This window comes from Paenibacillus sp. HW567, from assembly GCF_000374185.1.
In the GTDB taxonomy this organism is placed as follows: Bacteria; Bacillota; Bacilli; order Paenibacillales; family Paenibacillaceae; genus Paenibacillus_AQ.
Window position 1 is genome coordinate 519678 of record NZ_KB910518.1, and the last position, 19524, is coordinate 539201.

The following is a 19524-nucleotide window of genomic DNA, read 5'->3' on the forward strand; positions in this document are numbered from 1 at the left end:
CACTTGATGAATCTGTTATCCCGGGTTCAGCAAAGCTAAGGTACATTTGTCAGCCTTGGAGGTAATGGGTGTCATTCGCCCACCGTGCTGCATATTATGCCTAGAAAAGACAGATGGAAGGAGGAGACTGCTTGTGAAGGGCTCAAGAAGGAATCAGAACCGCAATTCGAAGAAACGGCTATATTTTGTGGATGATCCCAATAAAAGAGAACTTAGTATGCTGAATAGCAGTCCCAGGGTGCAGGAATTTTCGTTGACTGCCAATACTGAAGCACAGGATTCAGAAATTGATTTATTGCAGGTAAGCGGGGTAGGTACGCTCGACGCCCAGGAATTAGCTCAGCCAGGGTTGCTTGTTCAGGAGGCGCTTCAGGAACCGGCAGTAGAGATAGGCTCCGTTGAGGCGGTTGCAGCACCTTTGATCGTAGAGGAGCCTCGTCCCTTACCTGAAAAAGAACGCCTGCATCCGGTGTATACCGATGATTTATCCGACGGGGCGGTTACCGGCCGGAAGATTGCTCCACGGACCATTGACGGCTCCAAGCTCAAATTTGGCATTATCGGCACGCCTTGGCTCCAGGATTATGCGGTACAAAGCATCAACATCGCGGACAAGGCAATAACGTCTTCTAAGCTGGCCCCTGAATCGGTTTCGGGTGAGCATTTGGCGGAAGGGAGCGTTAGCGGAGGCAAGCTGCTGGATCATTCCATTGGCGGCGAGAAGCTGAAGAATGGCAGTATTGGCCCTGAAAAGCTGGCTGACAGGATCATTGGAGGCGGGCAAATTGCCGATCAGGCGATTACCAGCCGCCATCTTAGCGATTGTATCATCACCTCGGAGCTGCTGGAGGACGGGGCAGTAACCGGCGAGAAAATTATGAGCAGCAGCATTGTCAGCCGCCATCTGGCGAATGGCAGCATTGACCATTCCAAGCTGGCTGATGAAGCGGTGTCCGGCGACAAAATTGCCGACGGCGAAATCAGCGGCTCCAAGCTGGGCGATGCCGTTATCGAGAGCCGCCATGTCAGTGACGGCGCAATCACAGCGAAGCATCTGGCCCCTGGTGCGATAGGTCCAGAGCAGCTAGCCGGCCGTCTCATTGGGAAGGAACAGCTTCAGAGCGGCGTCATTGAAAGCGGCCATATCGCTGAAGGAGCTGTGGGCTCGCGCCAGATCGGCAAGGAAGCCATTCGAGGACAGCATCTGAGCCCGGAAAGCGTGAACGGCAGTCATATTGGTGACGGTGAAATCAGCAGCCGTCATTTGGCGGACCGGAGTATCTCTTTTGTGAAGCTGGCGGAAGGCGCGGTAGGTACGGCGCAGCTTGTAGAGCAAGCGGTCACCTCCTCCAAAATCGCCGATCAGAGCATTCTGGGCCATAAGCTGGCGGATGAATCGGTGGCAACACGGCATATCGCCAGGTCGGCTGTACGCGGCCCGCAGATCGCCATGCAGGCGATCGCCTCAGCCCACTTGCAGCGTGAGTCCGTGGATTATTCTCATCTGGCGGCCCAATCGGTTGGCTCCGTGCAGCTTCAGGAGGAGGCTGTGCTTACCAGCCATCTGGCGAGCGGCGCGGTTACGGGAGAACAACTGGCGTCCGAGTCCGTGGCGGCAGAGCATCTTCGCCCGCAAAGCGTGACCTCTGCCAAGCTGGCAGATGGCAGTATCACTGCCGCCAAGCTGGCCCAGGGCTCGGTTAATGGAGCTGCTCTGGCCCGGGAAGCGGTTAGCGGAGAGCATGTTGCTTATTGTGCGGTAGAGGAGAAGCATCTGGCGGATGGCAGTGTCAGCGGACGGGTGCTGCAGGGCGCAGTAGTGGATGCTGAGCATTTGGCACCGGGGGCGGTAGAACGCAGACATCTTGGCGAGAACAGTGTAACCTCATCTGCGCTCCAGCACGGGGCGGTATCGGGCGAGAAGCTGGCCACTGGTGCCGTTAAGGAAATACATCTCTCCGCCGGTGTGGTGCAGCCGCATCATCTGGCTGATTATGCAGTTACTGCACTAAAGCTGTCGCCGGAAAGTGTTTCAACCGATAAGCTGGGGGATTTATCGGTAACCTCTCTCAAGCTGGCCGACAGCAGTGTAGAGGCCGCTAAGCTCGCGGAGTCGGCAGTTCAGGCAGAGCACTTGTCTGTAGGTGCGGTCGGCCCGAGTTCGATCAGCGACTCAGCGGTGCAGGGCAGACATCTTGCCCCGGGAAGTGTCAGCGGAGCGCATATACGTCCAATGTCTATCGGAAATGGTCATATTAACCCGAGCTCTATCTCGTCGATCCAAATACAGGATGCGAGCATCACGGGTTCGAAGCTGACAGAGGGGGCTGTCGCTTCCCGCCATCTCTCCCCCGGAAGCGTTGAGAGCAAGCATTTGGCGGAGGCTTTGGTTGAAGGCCGGCATATCGGGCAAGGCGAGGTGACGCTGGCTCATCTGGCCGAAGAGGTCCGCAGTGGTAACATCTTGCCGGACAGCAGCATCGGCGGGGAAAAGCTGCTGGATGGGTCGATTCAAGCCTTCCACATTGCTCAAGGCAGTGTACACACAGAACATTTGGCGGTGGAAGCGGTCGAGGGCCATCATATCCGTGCAGGCGAAATCAAGCTTGAGCATTTGGCGGATGAGGTCCGCAGCGCAGAGCTGCTGCCGGATGGCAGCATCGGTGGAAATAAGCTGACGGAAGGAGCGGTAGGCACATCCCACCTCGTTCCTGGCAGCATAAATGGAAGTCACTTGGCTGAGGATGCAGTGGAGAGCCGCCATATTCGTTCCGGCAGCATTACGCTTGCGCATCTGGCTAAGGAGACACTGACCTCTGAGCTGCTGCCGGAGGGCAGCATCGACGGCGGGAAGCTGGCAGCAGGGGCGATAAATTCCCTGCATGTGCAGCAGGAGAGCATTTACGGGGAGCATTTGATAGACGGAATACTGCAGGAGCGGCACTTGCGGCCAGGCGTGATCAAGCTCGCCCATCTGGCGGATGAGGTCCGCAGCGCGGAGCTGCTGCCGGACGGCAGTATCGGCAGCAATAAGCTGGCGGAAGGCTCGGTAAGTTCGGTGCATGTGCAGCAGAGGAGCATCCAAGGCGAGCATCTTACAGATGGAGTGCTAGAGGAGCGTCATTTGAGCTCCGGCGTGATCAAGCTTGCCCATCTGGCAGATGAGGTCCGCAGCGCGGAGCTGCTGCCGGACGGCAGTATTGGCAGCGAGAAGCTGGCGGAAGGCTCTGTAGGTTCGGTGCATGTGCAGCAGAGTAGCATCCAAGGCGAGCATCTCGCGGATGGAGTGCTAGAGGAGCGTCATTTGAACTCCGGCGTGATCAAGCTCGCCCATCTGGCGGATGAGGTCCGCAGTGCAGAGCTGCTGCCGGACGGCAGTATTGGCAGTGAGAAGCTGGCGGAAGGCTCGGTAAGTTCGGTGCATGTGCAGCAGAGGAGCATCCAAGGCGAGCATCTCGCGGATGGAGCACTTGAGGAGCGTCATTTGAACTCCGGCGTGATCAAGCTCGCCCATCTGGCGGATGAGGTCCGCAGTGCAGAACTGCTGCCGGACGGCAGTATCGGCAGTAAGAAGCTGGCGGAAGGCTCGGTAGGCTCGGTGCATGTGCAGCAGAGGAGCATCCAAGGCGAGCATCTCGCGGATGGAGCACTTGAAGGGCGTCATTTGAGCTCCGGCGTGATCAAGCTCGCCCATCTGGCGGATGAGGTCCGCAGCGTAGAACTGCTGCCGGACGGCAGTATTGGCAGCGGCAAACTTGCGGTAGGCTCGGTGAGTTCGGCACATTTGCAGTGGGAGATCATCCAAGGCGAGCATCTCGCGGATGGAGTGCTAGAGGAGCGTCATTTGAGCTCCGGCGTGATCAAGCTCGCCCATCTGGCGGATGAGGTCCGCAGTGCAGAGCTGCTGCCGGACGGCAGTATTGGCAGTGAGAAGCTGGCGGACGGCTCGGTAGGTTCGGTGCATGTGCAGCAGAGGAGCATCCAAGGCGAGCATCTCGCGGATGGAGTGCTAGAGGAGCGTCATTTGAGCTCCGGCGTGATCAAGCTCGCCCATCTGGCGGATGAGGTCCACAGCGCGGAACTGCTGCCGGACGGCAGTATTGGCAGTGAGAAGCTGGCGGAAGGCTCGGTAGGTTCGGTGCACTTGCAGCAGAGGAGCATCCAAGGCGAGCATCTTACAGATGGAGTGCTAGAAGAGCGGCATTTGAACTCCGGCGTAATCAAGCTCGCCCATCTGGCGGATGAGGTCCGCAGCGCGGAGCTGCTGCCGGACGGCAGTATTGGCGGCATTAAGCTGGCATCAGGTTCGGTGGGCTCTTATCATCTGGCTACGGGCAGCATATATGGAGGCCATTTGACACCGGCAGCGGTGGATAGCCGCCATATTCGCCCGGGCAGCATCCATTTGGAGCATCTGGCGGAGGATACGCTGACCTCCGAACTGCTGCCGGATGGCAGCATCGGGAGCGAGAAGCTGGCGGAAGGCTCAGTAAGCTCGGTGCATGTGCAGCAAAAGAGCATCCAAGGCGAGCATCTTGTGGATGGAGTGCTAGAGGAGCGCCATTTGAGCCCCGGCATCATCCATTTGGAGCATCTGGCGGAGGATACGCTGACCGCCGAACTGCTGCCGGACGGCAGCATCAGCAGCGAGAAGCTGGCGGAAGGCTCAGTAAGCTCGGTGCATGTGCAGCAAAAGAGCATCCAGGGTGAGCATCTTGTGGATGGAGTGCTAGAGGAGCGCCATTTAAGTCCCGGCATGATCAAGCTGGAGCATCTGGCGGATGAAACCTGCACCGCAGATTTGCTGCCGGACGGCAGCATCGGCAGCGGCAAGCTGGCGGAAGGCTCAGTAAGCTCGGTGCATGTGCAGCAAAAGAGCATCCAAGGCGAGCATCTTGTGGATGGAGTGCTAGAAGAGCGTCATTTGAGCCCTGGCATGATCAAGCTGGAGCATCTGGCGGATGAGGTCCGCACTGCGGAGCTACCGGATGGCAGTGTTGCCGGAAGCAAGCTTGCGCCTGGTTCGGTAAGCTCTTTCCAACTGGCCCCGGGCAGCATATATGGAGGCCATTTGACTTCGGCAGCAGTGGACAGCCGCCATATTCGCCCGGGCAGCATTCATCTGGAGCATCTGGCCGAGGGGACGTTGGCCTCCGAGCTGCCGGATGGCAGCATCGGCAGCGATAAGCTGGCGGAAGGCTCAGTAAGCTCGGTGCATGTGCAGCAGAGGAGCATCCAAGGCGAGCATCTTGTGGATGGAGTGCTAGAGGAGCGTCATTTGAGCCCTGGCATGATCAAGCTGCAGCATCTGGCGGATGAGGTCCGCACTGCGGAGCTGCCGGATGGCAGTGTTGCCGGAAGCAAGCTTGCGCCTGGTTCGGTAAGCTCTTTTCAACTGGCCCCGGGCAGCATATATGGAGGCCATTTGACTTCGGCAGCAGTGGACAGCCGCCATATTCGCCCGGGCAGCATTCATCTGGAGCATCTGGCCGAGGGGACGTTGGCCTCCGAGCTGCCGGATGGCAGCATCGGCAGCGATAAGCTGGCGATAGGCTCGGTTAACTCGGTGCATTTGCAGCCATTGAGCATATACGGCGAACATCTCACGGACGGCGTCCTGGAAGAGCGCCATTTGAGCCCCGGCATCATCAAGCTGGAGCATCTGGCCGAGGGGACGTTGACCTCTGAACTGCCGGATGGCAGCATTACCGGGGATAAGCTGGCCCTTGGCAGTATTGGAACCGGCAAGCTCGCGGAAGGAGCGGTGGGAAGCGCAGAGCTTCAGGATGAAGCGGTGGAAGCCTCCAAAATAGCTTCATTCGCCGTTCAATCCCGCCATCTGGAAGAAGAGAGCGTGCAGAGCTACCATATTGCTCCCGGCGCGGTGACCGGGGATCATTTGGCGCCTGGTTCGGTGAACGCGGAGCATCTGTCCTTCAGCCCGGTGCAGAGTGCAGGAAACCGCGAGGTGCTGCAGCAGTTCGGCATGACGGCGTTCATGTTCAACGGTGACGAGGAGAGCGTAGAGGTGGCGGTTACTTTTGACGAGAGCTATGGTCATACCGGCTATGTGCTCGTCGCCATGACCAATCAGCCGTTCTTCCATGCTTCACTGAAGAGCAGATCGGCCGGAGAGGCGGTAATTCAGGTAGTTCGGCTGCGTGAGACCATGTATTTCTATGGCGTATTATCCTGGATTGCTCTTGGTTCCCCGTCAGTGAAGCCAGCCGTGAATCACCGGGCGTTCGATTAAGCGTCTGGAGCAGAGAACAAGCTGAAAGAGGTATAGTTTCAAGGAACGACGCATCCGTTCCTATTGTGATATCGGCGCAGCCATTGGCTGCGCTCTTTTTGTTGTCACAATAAACTTTACCTGCTGCACACATAAAGTTCCTGACAAGTACTGGCTATAAATCCGCCTTTGTTTCTAGCTGAAGCAGGTGCCGCCCTTCATCAAGTATGGTGTGCAGCCGCACCTTCATGCTGTCAGTTGTTTCCGCCAAAGGCCGGCCTGCTTGGGGGTTCGCCAAAGAACAGGCAATTGTCCAAATTTCTGTACGGAGTGAGACATTGGCCGTTACCCGGACCAGCCGATTACATAGACTGTGATGTAACCCTCAGCCCGGAGGCTATGCCCTGCAAGGAAGGTGGATGAGCTTGAAGAACAAACGAACCTCTGCCCGCCGCATGGGGCGGCGGGCTTCGCAAACAACACGGCGGACTTCCCGGCCGATGCGGCCAGCCGCACCGCTCCCTGTGGGGAATCATCCCGAGCCTTATGTGTCGGTAATTATTCCGGCGATGAATGAAGCGGGAACGATTGCCAAGGTGATTGCCGGGGCGAGGAGAGTCCATCCCCGCTGTGAGGTTATTGTGATTGTTAACGGCTCTGCCGATCATACGGCAGAGATTGCATTGTCCCTGGGAGCACGCGTCATCAGCTTCGAGCAGCCGCTTGGACACGATGTCGGCCGCAGTCTCGGCGCGGAGGAAGCGAAGGGTGAAGTCCTGCTCTTCACGGACGGAGATCTTCCCATTTCCGCTTCCCAGTTGCGCCCGTTCGTGGCTGCAGTCAAACGGGGAGTAGACGTGGCATTAAATGATTATTCCGGACCGGTGCGCAGCAAGTTCCCCCATCCTGTGGTGCTCTCCAAATATGCGCTGAACATCATGCTTGGCCGCCCGGATTTACAAGGCTGTTCGCTGACGGCGGTTCCCCATGCGATTAGCCGCAGAGCGCTTAATACACTAGGAGCCTCTTTGTTATCCCGTCCGCCGCTGGCCTACGCCCAGGCCGTGCTTGACGGGCTGCTTGTAAAGGCAGTGCACAATGTTCCTGTCGGGAAACTGAACGCCGTTCGCCGTAAGAGAGGAGGCACCGACCCCTTGCGGGAGGTGATTCTCAGGGACCATACGGATGCTGTCGGCCTGCTGCTTGAGCGCACAGGAGACAGAGCGGGCTTCAGTGACGGAAGCCGGCGGAGGGAGATGGTGAGATGATGGCAACTGCGCTCAAGACAACATCCGGCCCGCAGCCGAAGGCATTCGTGACAGCCAAATCTCCCGTCCGCCGTGCCGGTGCGGCACCCTCCCGGCGGAGCCGTACCGGAGCCAAGGCTGCCGGCCGCCGGAAGGCGGCGCAAGCTGCGGCTATCCGTCCTGCCGGCCGGGCCAACGCGGGAGCCGCCGCCCTCAAATCTGCCGTCCGGCGCAGGGCAGCCGCCGGAGCAACGGACGCCGGCAATGCTCATGTTCCCCGCCGGGAGGAGAAGAGTCTGCCAAGTCTGCGCGGCACTCTATCAGTGATTATCTCGGCGCGCAACGAGGAGCAAACGCTGCCCCCCCTGCTGAAGCAGGTGATGCGCCTGAATCCGGCCGAGATCATCGTGGTGCTGAACGGCTGCACCGACAACAGCTTTCAGCACTCCAGGCTGTGCAAGATAGCCACGGTCATACATTGCCCGGAATCCGCCGGGCATGATGTGGGGCGGGCGCTTGGAGCCAAGCTTAGCCGGGGGGATATTCTGCTGTTTCTGGACGGTGATATGACCATTCCCGCATCACAGTTGGTCTCTTTTGCCGCCGCAGTAGATGACGGTGTCGATGTGGCGCTAAATGATCTGGATGCACTGCTGCCTTCGTTCGAATTAAGCGATGATGTCACCCGCTGCAAAATGTACCTCAATGCCGTGCTGGGCCGGAGTGATCTCGGCGTCAGCTCCATGACCGCAGTCCCTCATGCGTTGTCCCGCCATGCGCTGGAGAGAATCGGATACCGTGAATTGATGGTTCCCCCCAAAGCGCAGGCCATTTCAATTATGGAGAAGCTGCGGGTGGAGAAGGCGGGGACGGTAAATGTCATCACGAATAACCGGATTCGCCAAGGGAATACAGGCGCGGGTAATGCCATGGAGCAACTGATTGCCGGCGATCATGCCGAAGCGCTGCGCAAGGTTCTTATGCAGCGGGAGGCAGACGGGCTTGTGACCGGAGAGAGTCTGCTGGAGCAGCGGAGGCAAATGGCTGCGTGGAGGAACAGAATATGACGCTGACCAGTATTATTATCCCGACCTTCAATGGGCTCAGGCTGCTGCGGCCCTGCATCGAATCAATCAGGGCCTACACCGGGACGCCATATGAAATTATCGTGGTCGACAATGGTTCACAGGACGGTACGGACGAGTATTGCCGCGACAATAAGCTGGCTTTTATCTCACTTCCCGAGAACCGGGGGTTCCCCGTTGCCTGCAATTTGGGGCTTCAGCTCGCCTCGGGTGATGAGCTGCTGCTGCTGAACAATGATGTTGTTGTCTCGCATAACTGGCTCGATAACCTGAAGAATGCCTTGTACAGTGCGCCGGATGTCGGCATCGTAGGTCCCGTGACGAACTATGCCAGCGGGCGGCAGCGGGTGGAAACTGCCTATACGGATATTTCGGGCTATCATGCCGAAGCAATGGCGGTACATGCACAGGGTGCTGCGGGATGGATCGAGATCCGGCGTCTGGTGGGCTTGTGTTTTTTATTCAAAAGAGAGCTGATGGATGCCATCGGCCTCCTGGATGAACGGTATTCCCCCGGTCATTTTGAGGACGATGATTACTGTTATCGTGCCCGGATGCGGGGCTACAGGCTGCTGATTGCCGGGAATTGCCTGGTGCATCATGAAGGAAGCGCCAGCTTCAAGGAGGTATACTCCTCCGAGATTCAGGAGCTGGTGCTGCGCAACCGCAAAATTTTTATGGATAAATGGCATGTGGACCCGGCACAGTTCATCTGAAATGTTGACCTGAAGGCCAAAGACACAGATAAGAAGGAGGAAAGTAAGTGAAAGGAGTCATACTGGCGGGCGGAACAGGATCAAGACTATATCCGCTGACCCGGCTTATGAACAAACATTTGCTTCCGGTCGGCAAATATCCTATGGTGTGCTACGGTATAGAGCGACTGCGCCGCGGAGGAATAACCGATATTCTCCTGGTCATCAGCAAGCAGTCTGCAGGGCAGTATACGGATTTTTTGGGCAGCGGCGTGGAGTTCGGCGTCTCGCTGACTTATAAAATCCAGGAGGCTGCCGGAGGCATTGCGGAAGCGCTGGATCTGGCGAAGGGCTTCATTCTTCCGGGTGAACGGTTTGTTGTGCTGCTTGGTGACAATCTTTTTATGGATGATCTGACGCCTTATGTGGAGAAGTATCTGCGTCAGCCTCAGGGAACGGCAAAAGTGCTGCTGAAGCCGGTGGACGATCCGCGGAGATACGGGGTTCCGGTATTTGACGCTCAGGATTCCGCCTGGATCTCCTATATCGAAGAGAAGCCGGAGCATCCGAAGACGGAATACTGCGTGACCGGAATTTATATGTATGACGAAGCCGTGTTCGATATTATCCAGCGGGTATCCCCTTCCAAAAGGGGAGAGCTGGAAATTACCGATGTGAACAACCTTTATGCCGCTGACCGCAAGCTCAGCTACGATGTGCTTCAGGAATGGTGGAGTGATGCGGGAACGTTCCAGTCGCTGCATGAAGCGGGGGAAAAGCTGAAAGACACGTTGCCTTAAGGCGCGTGTTTTTTTGCTTTGCAGTTGAACTCTGCTGCTGCGTCCTTCCCCGCCCCTAGCCGATTACAGCTTCGGCCTGGCAATCCGCCACCAGATAAGGTCTTCAGTCTCGCGGTACTTTTGTGCGCCCAGGTGCTCAAGAACTTTGTGTGAGGCGGTATTGTCTTTCTCGGTATCGGCGATGGTCCACAAGGCCTGGGGATCGCTGAAGATCCATTCGCTAATGCGCCGCACTGCCTCGGTGGCGTAGCCCCTCTTCCGGTGGCTCTCGTCAATCACATATCCAAGGATAACTTCGCCTTGTGCGTTCGGGCGGCCCTTAAGAATGATGAATCCGATCAGACGCTGCTCCTCCTGCTGAATAATCGCCCAGTTGGTCAGCCAGGGATAATTCAAGGGGTCCTGAAGTACCTTGGAATGTCTGACCTGCATGGCGTATTGCATTTCATCATCCAGCACAGTTCCGCTGGGCTTCAGGCCGAGCCTCTGCTCCAGTCCGGCGAAATTTACTCCAGCTAAGGATAACTCCGCCAGTGTTAAAGGCCGCAGCTCCAAGCGCTTGCTTACCAATTTCAATAGAATACCTCCAGTTCCAATAGCGCCGTATGTAACTTCATTTGTGGAAAAAAATTCTAATCCATCCCCAGCATAATCCCGGTCTCTGCCCGCTGTCAAATCCTCCGCCCCTCCCTGATGACCGCCAAATTTATGCGTCACAAATTCCAGGCTACCCCCTCGCAACTTACAGGAAAGCCCCGCACCGCCAAGGCTATAGCCGCATATGCTGTAGCAGGGCGTTTGAGCAAAGGAGACATGAAGGTGCAGAGTAAAATAACAAAGGTCCTGCAGCACATGGCCCATACGCACGAACAAATGGCGCGGATTCTCGATGCCGAACGCCATGTGGCCGTCCGTATGTCGCAAATAGTCCATGATCTGCCGGATGCCGAGCCGGATTTCGGCGGATTCAGCGAGCTGGTGGAAAGCACAGGTCAGGTGAACAAGAACATTATTGCATACTTGAACGCACTTGCCGATCTGGAAGAGGCGATGGCTGAAGGGGTAGGAAGAGTCATCAAGGAATTGAACGGTCCGGAAGAAGAGTAGCGTTAAAAAGAGCAGGAGGCGAAAGATGAGCAGAGAAAAGGCTTATCTGCAAATGCTGGAGTCCACCGCTACTATCCAGTGGAACATTGCGATGATTCTCGAAGCCAAAGCGGTGGAAGCGGAAAAAGTAAAGCAGTGGACCCAGCATCATATCCACGCTAGAGCGTTCGAATCCCATGAAGACCAGTTGAAGCAATCCATCTCTATACATGAGGTGGTCGTAGAGCTGCTGGAGGGTTTGACCAAATTGGAAAACGGGTTGTACAGCAATCTAAAAGCAGTGCTGGGCAGCGGTGAAGAAGACAGCGGAGGTTTAGGCGCTTTGGCCAGCGAAGGCTTCGATTTCGGAGAGGACAGCAAATGAGCGGCGGGCTTCTCTCCGAACATGCCGTCAAGCTGGAGATGATCCGCTCCATCGCCCGGAGCCAGGCCGCACTTGCGGACATTTTGGAGAGTATTGCGGAAATTACAGGGCAATCGGAGCTGACGGCCCGCAAGCTTAGCGACAATATCCGAATCTTAAGCCAATATCAAAGCTCGATGTGCCGGATGATGTCCGGTATTTCGCTGCATCAGCCCAAACTGGGAATTCCTGCTGCGCCTTGGCTGAACACTGCCGGTGCAGTCCGGAACCTCCAGAGTACATGGAGTACAGGAGGAGAACGATGATAAGAAAAAAACTCGGAAAGCTGCGTTCAGGCGCCAGAACCCGCAGACGTACACTGCTGTTGTCCCGGAAGGCAAGGGTTCGCAAAGGCACTGCTCGTAAATTACGCAGAAGACTTGTCCCCCGGATAGGCAAGACCAAGAGAAGCCCTCTGCAACGCAGAAAAAGAAGGCTCCGCCGCCGGATTGTTGTCCAGAAAATTCAGGTGGTTCAGCCGCCGGTGCAGGTCGTGCCGGCCGTACCGGCCGTGGCAACCGTCGAAGCGCCGCCCGCGCCGCAGGTGGTTCCGCTCCCCCCGGACCTGGGCGTCTCTCCGGAAACGCCCCCGGGAGACGCCTTTCAGCAGGGCTACACCGAAGCATACAACGTGGGATTCGACGCAGGTTTCGCCAAGGGCTTCGAGGACGGGCATAAGCTGGAGCTGGGCTGATGCGCCAAGAGTCACAGGAAGAGGCGCTCTATGGAGGCGGATGAAAGAAGCCGCCTCCATAGGCAGGCTAACGGAGGATCGTTTCTGCTTGCCGGATATGGTAGACTTCTTTACAGAATCTATATCGGTTCCAATGCCGACGGGAAAGCAGGGATGGATATGAGTGGGAGTAAGATTCGCAAGGCGCGAAGAGCGGATATCGGGGAGATCATGGCGCTGATTGCCAAATGTGTGCAGGTTATGCAGGACGGCGGGAGCGACCAATGGGATGACAAATACCCGAACAGAGAGATCATCACGCAGGATTTGGACAAGGGCACGTTATTTGTCTATGAAGAGCAGGCAGCCATATCCGGCATCATGGTGCTGGACGAGGACCAGGCGGAGCAGTATGAAGCTATCCGCTGGTCGCAGGAGCAAGGGGCGCATTTGATTATGCACCGGCTGGCCGTTCATCCTGAGGTGCAGGGCAAGGGCATCGCCCGCAAGCTGGTTGCTTTTGCCGAGGAATTGGCCCGCAGCGGCGGCTATAGCAGCATCCGGCTGGACACCTATGCCAAGAATACAAGGGCGCTGGCACTGTATCCTTCTCTTGGCTATGAACGCAGAGGCGAAGTGGATTTTCCGGGGCGGACAGCGAACTTCCCGGTATTTGAGAAAGTGCTGACAAGCGAAGCGGAATAATGGACAAGCATTCGAGATTTTTGTCAGATAATATGACGCTTAATAAAGGGTTTTGCGATAAAATAAGTAAAATGAATCAAAAAATTAATTTATGTTATTTTATCTAACCTGTGTTGACAATAAAGTTGTCTTTATTCTATGATGGGATTATTCAGCAAGCAATTGAATAATCCTTTTTTTCGTATATCCTTAATAATTGGTTTAAGGGTCTCTACCGGGAACCGTAAATTTCTGGCTACGAAAATATGCCCAGCATATTTTTGTGGCCTTTTTGTGTTACAAAAGCGGCTAGGGCTGCAGAAGACAAGGGGGAAGATGAAGATGGCGAGCATTCTGATCAAGAACGCAGAGATTATCACGATGAACAAGCAGGAGGAAATCATCCACGGAGATATCCGCATTAAGGGCAACAGGATTGCCGAGGTCGGCAGCGGCCTTGTCCCTCAAGGGGATGAGACCGTAATTGACGCAACGGGCCGCACTGTCATCCCCGGTTTTGTACAGACCCATATTCATCTTTGCCAGACGCTCTTCCGGGGCAAGGGCGATGATCTGGAGCTGATGGACTGGCTGCGCAAGCGGATTTGGCCGCTGGAAGCGGCGCATGATGAGGAATCGCTCTACTATTCCGCCATGCTGGGAATCGGAGAGCTGATCTCCAGCGGCACGACAACGATTGTCGATATGGAGACGGTGAACCATACGGATTTTGCTTTTCAGGCCATTGCGAAGAGCGGTATCCGGGCATTGTCCGGCAAGGTGATGATGGATCAGAAGAACGCGGATGCGCCAGCGGCGCTGCAGGAGGAGACGGCTGCTTCGCTGCAGGAGAGCGTCGATCTGCTGGAGAAATGGAACGGCTACGGGGATGGCCGGATTCAGTACGCGTTCTCGCCGCGGTTTGTAATTTCCTGCACCGAGCCATTGCTGAAAGAGGTGCGTGACCTGTCCGAGCGGTACGGGGTCAAGGTACACACCCATGCTTCGGAGAACCAGGGGGAGATTGAGATTGTCCAGGCGATGACCGGTATGCGCAACGTGGTCTATCTGGATCATCTGGGGCTGGCGAATGAACGCCTGATTCTGGCACACTGCGTGTGGCTGGATGAGGAGGAGCGGCGGATTCTCCGCGACCGCAGGGTCCATGTCAGCCACTGCCCCGGTTCTAATCTGAAGCTGGCCTCCGGTATTGCCGACACGCCGGGCATGCTGCACGATCATATTCATCTCAGCCTTGGGGCAGACGGTGCGCCGTGCAACAACAACCTGGATATGTTCAATGAAATGCGCCTGGCCGCCATTATCCAGAAGCCGCATCACGGGCCGACTACGATGGATGCGAGAAGCGTCTTCCGCATGGCAACCATTGGCGGGGCCAGAGCGGTAGGCATGGAGGATCAAATCGGCAGCATCGAAACAGGCAAAAAAGCCGACCTGGCCATTCTGAATCTCTACAATTTTCACACCTTCCCCTCCTTCGATGTAGACCCGATCTCCCGCATTGTCTATTCCGCTACCCGCGCTGATGTGGAGACTACAATCGTCGATGGAGAAATCCTGATGGACAAAGGGGTGATGAGGACAGTGGACAAGGATACCGTGCTGCATGAGGCCAACCGTTCCATCAAGAGGCTGCTGTCATACACCCCCCTTGGTTAATTTCCCTGATCGTTGGGGCATTGTTTCAATGCCCCAAAACATTATCTTGAAGATAATGGAACACTGCTGTACACTTATTATTAATCTAATAAAAAGTAATTTAAAAGGATGTGGGCATATCCCCTGTGACATACAGTACGTTACAAATTAAACAAATGAATATTGGGCTGGTCAAACAGGCCTTAAAGACACAGGAGTCTGGAACGAAAGCAGAGCTTGCCGGCCAAACCAGCCTGAGCATAGCCACTTGCAACACGATATTAAATGAACTTGTCGCTACCGGCGAAGTAATAGAGCTGGGACCGAATGAATCAAGTGGTGGAAGACCCGCCAAAAAATACAAGTACAACGCCGACTTTGGCTGTGCCGTTTGTTTGCTTGTCAAGACAAGTGGAGACCTGTACTCCATTGAGTGCAGCATCGTAAATTTGGTTGGAGACATTGTTAAAGCGGAAACGCTTGAAGATCTGAAGCATGTAGATATGGACGTCATTGATCAGCTTATCGGACGGCTCGCCGGCGAGAGCAACCATGTTATGGCGCTGGGCATTGGCATACCCGGTGTCGTCTCCGGCGGTGTAATTGGGGTCTGCGATGTTCCTGATCTTGTCGGCAAGGCGTTAGGACCTTATTTGGAAGAAAAATATGAAATGCCTGTCACGGTAGAAAACGATATGAACATGACCGTCTATGGCTTTTATCATTTGCAGCATTTTGAAGAAGAAAAAACATTTGCTGTCGTGACCTTTCCGGAGAATCAATTTCCAGGTGCAGGGTTTATCGTGGATGGACGGATATTGTCAGGGAATACGAAATTCGGCGGGGAAGTATCCTTTTTGCCTTTCGGCATGACCCGTGAGGAGCAGCTCCGGCAGCTTCATACCGCCGAAGGTTTTGTCCGCCTGGCTGTTCAAGTACTGACCTCCATCATCGCCGTCATTAATCCGGTCACCATTGCAATTACAGGGGAACTGCCGCAGCAAGCGCAGCTTGACGATTTTCATGAGGGCTGCCGAAAGAACATACCGGAAGAGCATATGCCGCTGCTTTTCGTTCAAAACGATACCAATCGTGAATATATGAAAGGGGTGGTCATGACGACTTTGGAAATCTTGAATTCCCCAGCGCAATGGATTGAACAAAGACAATAATCAGGAAGAAGGAATACAGTGGGCAAGCGTGATAGCAAATTCAACAAAACTTATGCCATGCAGTTGGCTACCATTTTTTTGGGATTCGTTATTTTTGGATTTTCGGAAAATATTAAGGGGCCCGCGATCCCGCGCATTCAATTTGATTTTATGCTGAATGAATCGCAGCTCGGGACACTATTGTCCCTGAACGCTCTTGGTTATTTGATCGCATGTTCCTTTACAGCGTATTTAACTAGAATATGGGGAATCAAGACCGTAACGGTCACGGCCCTGGGAACGATGGCTGTCTCCGGCATACTCATTTACTTTTCGCACAGTTATCCCTTGTTCTCAGCTTCATATTTCCTGATGTACATCGGGAACGGCATGCTGGAGATCGGCCTGGCCGTGCTGGGCGCACGCATATTTGTAAAAAACACGGGAACGATGATGAATCTATCCCACGGCTTCTACGGGCTTAGCTCCACGGTTGCCCCGCTGATTGCGACAGGTCTGATGAAGGTCACAATCAACGGATATACGCTGGACTGGCGCGGAATGTATCTGATTATGCTTTTATTGTCCGTGGTGCCGATAATTTTTGCGATGTTCAGTACTTTTCCGGGAGATAACGTTCAGCATGAGGAGCGCATCTCTTTACGAAGCTTGCTGAAGGACCCCGTTCTATGGCTGATGGTGCTCATACTCTCCTTTGGCGTGACGTCTGAGCTGGCTGTGGGCGGATGGCTTGTGAACTTTCTGGAAAAAGCGTACAGATGGGATACAATTACGGCTTCGGGGCTGCTGTCCGCCTTTTTCTTATGCTTCGCGCTTGCGCGGCTGCTGCTCGGTCCGTTGACGGATAAAATCGGGTTTACGTTATCGTTGATTATATTTTCAGGCTTTTCGGCTCTCTGCACGTTTGTGGCGATCTTGGGCGGGGAAGGCTTGGCCTTCCTGTTTGCCGCTTCCGGCGCAGGGATTGCAATGATCTATCCGACGGTTATGGCGCTGATTGCCCGAAGATATCCCAAGGAAAGCGATACGGCGATTACGGTTACTGTTACGCTGATGGGGCTGGGCAGTGTGATTGGCAATTATGCCGTCGGCGGGGTTATCGAAGCTGTCAAAAAGCTGTTCGGTGCAGATTCACAGCTAGGGCTGCTTCGCGGACTTCAGGCAGGCTACGGAATTATAGGCTTATGCGCGGCGCTGAGTGCGGTCAGCGGTTTGCTTTTATATTCTTATCTATACAAACGCAAAGAGATCATATAAGAGAGGAATATAGTTATGCAACCGAAAACCGAAAAAGAAAAAATGATAGATGGAGAGCTGTATTCTGCCGCTGACCCGGAGCTGGTGAAGGAGCGTTTGAACGCCCGGAGGCTGACAAGAGGGTTTAATCAATCCACGGAAACAGATGATACCCAAAGAATAGAGCTTCTAAGGGAACTGTTCGGATCAACCGGCAGTAATTTTTCCGTCGAACCCTCGTTCCGTTGCGATTATGGTTATAATATCCATGTCGGCGAGAATTTCTATGCCAATTTTGATTGTGTATTTCTTGACGTGTGCGAGATCCGTATAGGCGATAATTGCTTTTTGGCTCCGGGAGTACACATTTACACTGCGACGCACCCCTTGGAGGCCCGGGAGAGAATCAGCGGAGCGGAGTTTGGCAAGCCGGTCACGATTGGTCATAACGTGTGGATTGGCGGACGTTCGGTGATTAACCCCGGTGTGACAATAGGCAACAATGCAGTTATCGCTTCCGGCTCAGTGGTTACCAAGGATGTTCCTGATAACGTTGTAGTGGGCGGTAACCCGGCTAAGTTCATTAAAGAAATTGGATGACGGTGAATACGCTGATATCAACTAATGCTGTAACCGGCGGAGGGGAGGTACCCTCTGCCTTTTTTTGCTTTTTAGCAATACAGGGAACTTATCGGCCAGTTTTGTGGTCATATGTAGTGAGGTGAAGACATTGGATTTGGGTGTGGAACTGGAACTGGATGGTCTGAAGCGTGCTCAGGCGATGAATGAAGAGCAACTGAGGCGAATTATGGACCTGTACGGCGATGATATATGGAATTATATCTATTACCTCACCAAAAGTGCCGATATTGCGGATGATCTGGCGCAGGAGGTGTTCATTAAATGCTTTTACCGGATCGGGACCTACCAGGGCTCCTCGTCCCTTAAGGCCTGGCTGTTCACCATAGCGAGAAATACGGTGTTCTCCTATCGCAAATCAAAGTTCTTTCGGTCGGGTCTTAACCCGCTCAACTACAGCTTATCTGATGAACTGTCTGGAACGGCCCGCTCAGCAGAGATGGAGTATCTGGGAAACCGCCGGGTTGACGAAATCTGGAGCGTCATTATGAAGCTTCCGGACAAATTCCGCGAGGTGCTGGTGCTGGATTTGAAAGCGGAGCTGACCATTAAAGAAATCGCTGAACTGACCCGGCTGTCCCCCGGAACCGTCAAATCCAGGCTGCACCGTGCGCGTCAGAAAGTCCAGGAGAAATTAAGGGGGATGGAGTCATGAAGGAGCGGGAACCGAAGTGGTATGAAGAGGCGCGGAAAGGGCCATTCCGGGAAGCGGGGTTTACGGATAAGTTAGCCGACAATGTTACTATGCGCCTGCGGACCCCCCCTTCAGACAGGGAACGGGCTGGGAAAAGACTGCGCTTAAGCTTCATCGCGGCAGCGATCCTTTTCCTGCTGGCCGGAGCGGGAGCCTTTTTACAACAGAAAGGTCTTCTGGGAGAAGGCAGACAGGCGGGCTTCTTTTACCAGGAGGCGAGAACACCCGACCTTACCGATATGGGAATCCGCAAGATAGCTGAACGAACGATGGAGCAGCAGCTTGGGAAGAAGCTTCCTTTTGCGAGTCTGGAGCGGATGGAGCCCATTCATCAGGCAAGGATCGTTTTTGGCACAGGAGAATTCACCAGTACCATCAGAATCAATACAGAGACCGGAGAAGTGACGGAGTGGAGTATGAGCGCATTTTATAGCCTTGGGGAAATCGAGTCCAAGCTTATCAGTGATGCTGCCGTGAAGCTGCGGGACAATGGGTATGAGGGGGATTTTACAGTTACCGGGCTTAAACATTTAACATATTACTTTCCTGAAGCAGACCGAGGCGTCGAGACCCATGACATTCTCTTCGGGAAGGAGGGGCGGATAGACTATGCGAACGGCATATATGCCGGGGCGACTCTCAATCTGGACGCGGATAAGGTAAGTGAGGACGTGAAGCGGAAAGCTGAAACGGCGCTCAAACTTCTTAGAGACCATGGGGCAGATCATTTGTACCAAATCACCCGGGGTCTGGCTCCGAAGTGGGATGTAATCACTTTAATATACGGAGAGAATGAAAATGGGGCTTCTACAGTTATCATGGATTATGCCACGCATGAACTCCTGCAGGTTGAGGACAACTCACTTTACATTGAGGGTTCATACGATTCCGGGATTCGTGGGGAGCAGGACACAAAGCTGCTGGCAATGGATAACGCCAAGCTGCAAAGGTCGGCTGCCGTTCTTGCAGATGAACTGTTTGGCATTCATCTGGGGGACTACACTATTGTCAGTAAAACGCCGGGTAATATTTTGTTTGAGAGCCCTGGAGGAGAGTCTCGTATCAATGCCGCATTTAATTATGAAGGGGCATTTTACAGCATGGGACGGCAGAACACCACTCCTGAATGATGAAATGATGCGGTAACAAATAGTTTTTATTAGGGACGTATGCCTGTACAGGGCTGCGTCTTTTTTTG

At 54.6% G+C, this 19524-nt stretch carries 17 protein-coding genes and 1 riboswitch; of the genes, 16 read left to right on the forward strand and 1 reads right to left on the reverse strand.

Annotated elements, in window-relative coordinates:
* The first annotated feature begins 133 nt into the window (after positions 1 to 133).
* The 5 genes from B212_RS0102560 (at position 134) to B212_RS0102580 (ending at position 10059) form a co-directional block, all read left to right on the forward strand.
* Positions 134 to 6253 carry a WIAG-tail domain gene (locus B212_RS0102560; protein ID WP_019908759.1) on the forward strand — a complete coding sequence of 2040 codons (6120 nt, stop codon included), beginning with the start codon at positions 134 to 136 and terminating at the stop codon, positions 6251 to 6253.
* 398 nt (positions 6254 to 6651) lie between these two features.
* Entirely contained in the window at positions 6652 to 7500 is an 849-nt protein-coding gene (locus tag B212_RS0102565) for a glycosyltransferase family 2 protein (RefSeq protein ID WP_019908761.1), read from the forward strand.
* A complete protein-coding gene (locus tag B212_RS30595; RefSeq protein WP_019908763.1) occupies positions 7497 to 8546 on the forward strand; it encodes a glycosyltransferase family 2 protein in 1050 nt (349 codons plus the stop codon). The genes B212_RS0102565 and B212_RS30595 overlap by 4 nt, the downstream gene beginning before the upstream one ends.
* A complete protein-coding gene (locus tag B212_RS0102575; RefSeq protein WP_019908764.1) occupies positions 8543 to 9280 on the forward strand; it encodes a glycosyltransferase family 2 protein in 738 nt (245 codons plus the stop codon). Before B212_RS30595 ends, B212_RS0102575 begins: the two co-directional genes overlap by 4 nt.
* Positions 9281 to 9327: 47 nt before the next feature.
* Positions 9328 to 10059, forward strand: a complete 732-nt coding sequence (locus tag B212_RS0102580; RefSeq protein ID WP_019908765.1) for a sugar phosphate nucleotidyltransferase — start codon at positions 9328 to 9330, stop codon at positions 10057 to 10059.
* A 63-nt stretch (positions 10060 to 10122) separates the two neighbouring features.
* Here B212_RS0102580 and B212_RS34900 read toward each other — a convergent pair whose 3' ends face one another.
* Positions 10123 to 10635 (reverse strand): GNAT family N-acetyltransferase, encoded by a 513-nt coding sequence (locus B212_RS34900; RefSeq protein WP_198015823.1) that lies wholly within the window; start codon positions 10633 to 10635, stop codon positions 10123 to 10125.
* Positions 10636 to 10878: 243 nt separating this feature from the next.
* On the opposite strand from B212_RS34900, the gene B212_RS0102590 reads away from it, so the two are divergent.
* From B212_RS0102590 to B212_RS0102640, 11 genes are all read left to right on the forward strand, one after another.
* Entirely contained in the window at positions 10879 to 11166 is a 288-nt protein-coding gene (locus B212_RS0102590) for a hypothetical protein (RefSeq protein WP_028530565.1), read from the forward strand.
* Positions 11167 to 11191: 25 nt separating this feature from the next.
* Positions 11192 to 11530: a hypothetical protein gene (locus B212_RS0102595; protein WP_019908770.1), complete on the forward strand. Its 339-nt coding sequence runs from the start codon at positions 11192 to 11194 to the stop codon at positions 11528 to 11530.
* A complete protein-coding gene (locus tag B212_RS0102600) occupies positions 11527 to 11835 on the forward strand; it encodes a hypothetical protein (protein WP_019908771.1) in 309 nt (102 codons plus the stop codon). Before B212_RS0102595 ends, B212_RS0102600 begins: the two co-directional genes overlap by 4 nt.
* On the forward strand, positions 11832 to 12263 hold the full coding sequence (locus tag B212_RS0102605; RefSeq protein WP_019908772.1) for a hypothetical protein: 432 nt from the start codon (positions 11832 to 11834) through the stop codon (positions 12261 to 12263). The genes B212_RS0102600 and B212_RS0102605 overlap by 4 nt, the downstream gene beginning before the upstream one ends.
* A 159-nt stretch (positions 12264 to 12422) precedes the next feature.
* Positions 12423 to 12947, forward strand: a complete 525-nt coding sequence (locus B212_RS0102610) for a GNAT family N-acetyltransferase (protein ID WP_232231460.1) — start codon at positions 12423 to 12425, stop codon at positions 12945 to 12947.
* 159 nt (positions 12948 to 13106) lie between these two features.
* A riboswitch (purine riboswitch) is annotated at positions 13107 to 13205 on the forward strand.
* A gap of 63 nt (positions 13206 to 13268) precedes the next feature.
* Complete coding sequence (locus B212_RS0102615) at positions 13269 to 14606, forward strand: 5'-deoxyadenosine deaminase (protein ID WP_019908774.1); 1338 nt, start codon at positions 13269 to 13271, stop codon at positions 14604 to 14606.
* A gap of 116 nt (positions 14607 to 14722) precedes the next feature.
* Positions 14723 to 15757 carry an ROK family protein gene (locus tag B212_RS0102620; protein ID WP_028530567.1) on the forward strand — a complete coding sequence of 345 codons (1035 nt, stop codon included), beginning with the start codon at positions 14723 to 14725 and terminating at the stop codon, positions 15755 to 15757.
* 57 nt (positions 15758 to 15814) lie between these two features.
* Positions 15815 to 17014 carry an MFS transporter gene (locus B212_RS0102625; RefSeq protein ID WP_051128233.1) on the forward strand — a complete coding sequence of 400 codons (1200 nt, stop codon included), beginning with the start codon at positions 15815 to 15817 and terminating at the stop codon, positions 17012 to 17014.
* Positions 17015 to 17029: 15 nt separating this feature from the next.
* Positions 17030 to 17593, forward strand: a complete 564-nt coding sequence (locus B212_RS0102630; RefSeq protein ID WP_019908777.1) for a maltose acetyltransferase domain-containing protein — start codon at positions 17030 to 17032, stop codon at positions 17591 to 17593.
* A 121-nt stretch (positions 17594 to 17714) separates the two neighbouring features.
* Positions 17715 to 18287 (forward strand): RNA polymerase sigma factor, encoded by a 573-nt coding sequence (locus B212_RS0102635; RefSeq protein WP_442950093.1) that lies wholly within the window; start codon positions 17715 to 17717, stop codon positions 18285 to 18287.
* Positions 18284 to 19456, forward strand: coding sequence for a hypothetical protein (locus tag B212_RS0102640; protein WP_019908779.1), 1173 nt, complete (start codon positions 18284 to 18286; stop codon positions 19454 to 19456). The genes B212_RS0102635 and B212_RS0102640 overlap by 4 nt, the downstream gene beginning before the upstream one ends.
* Positions 19457 to 19524: the final 68 nt, after the last annotated feature.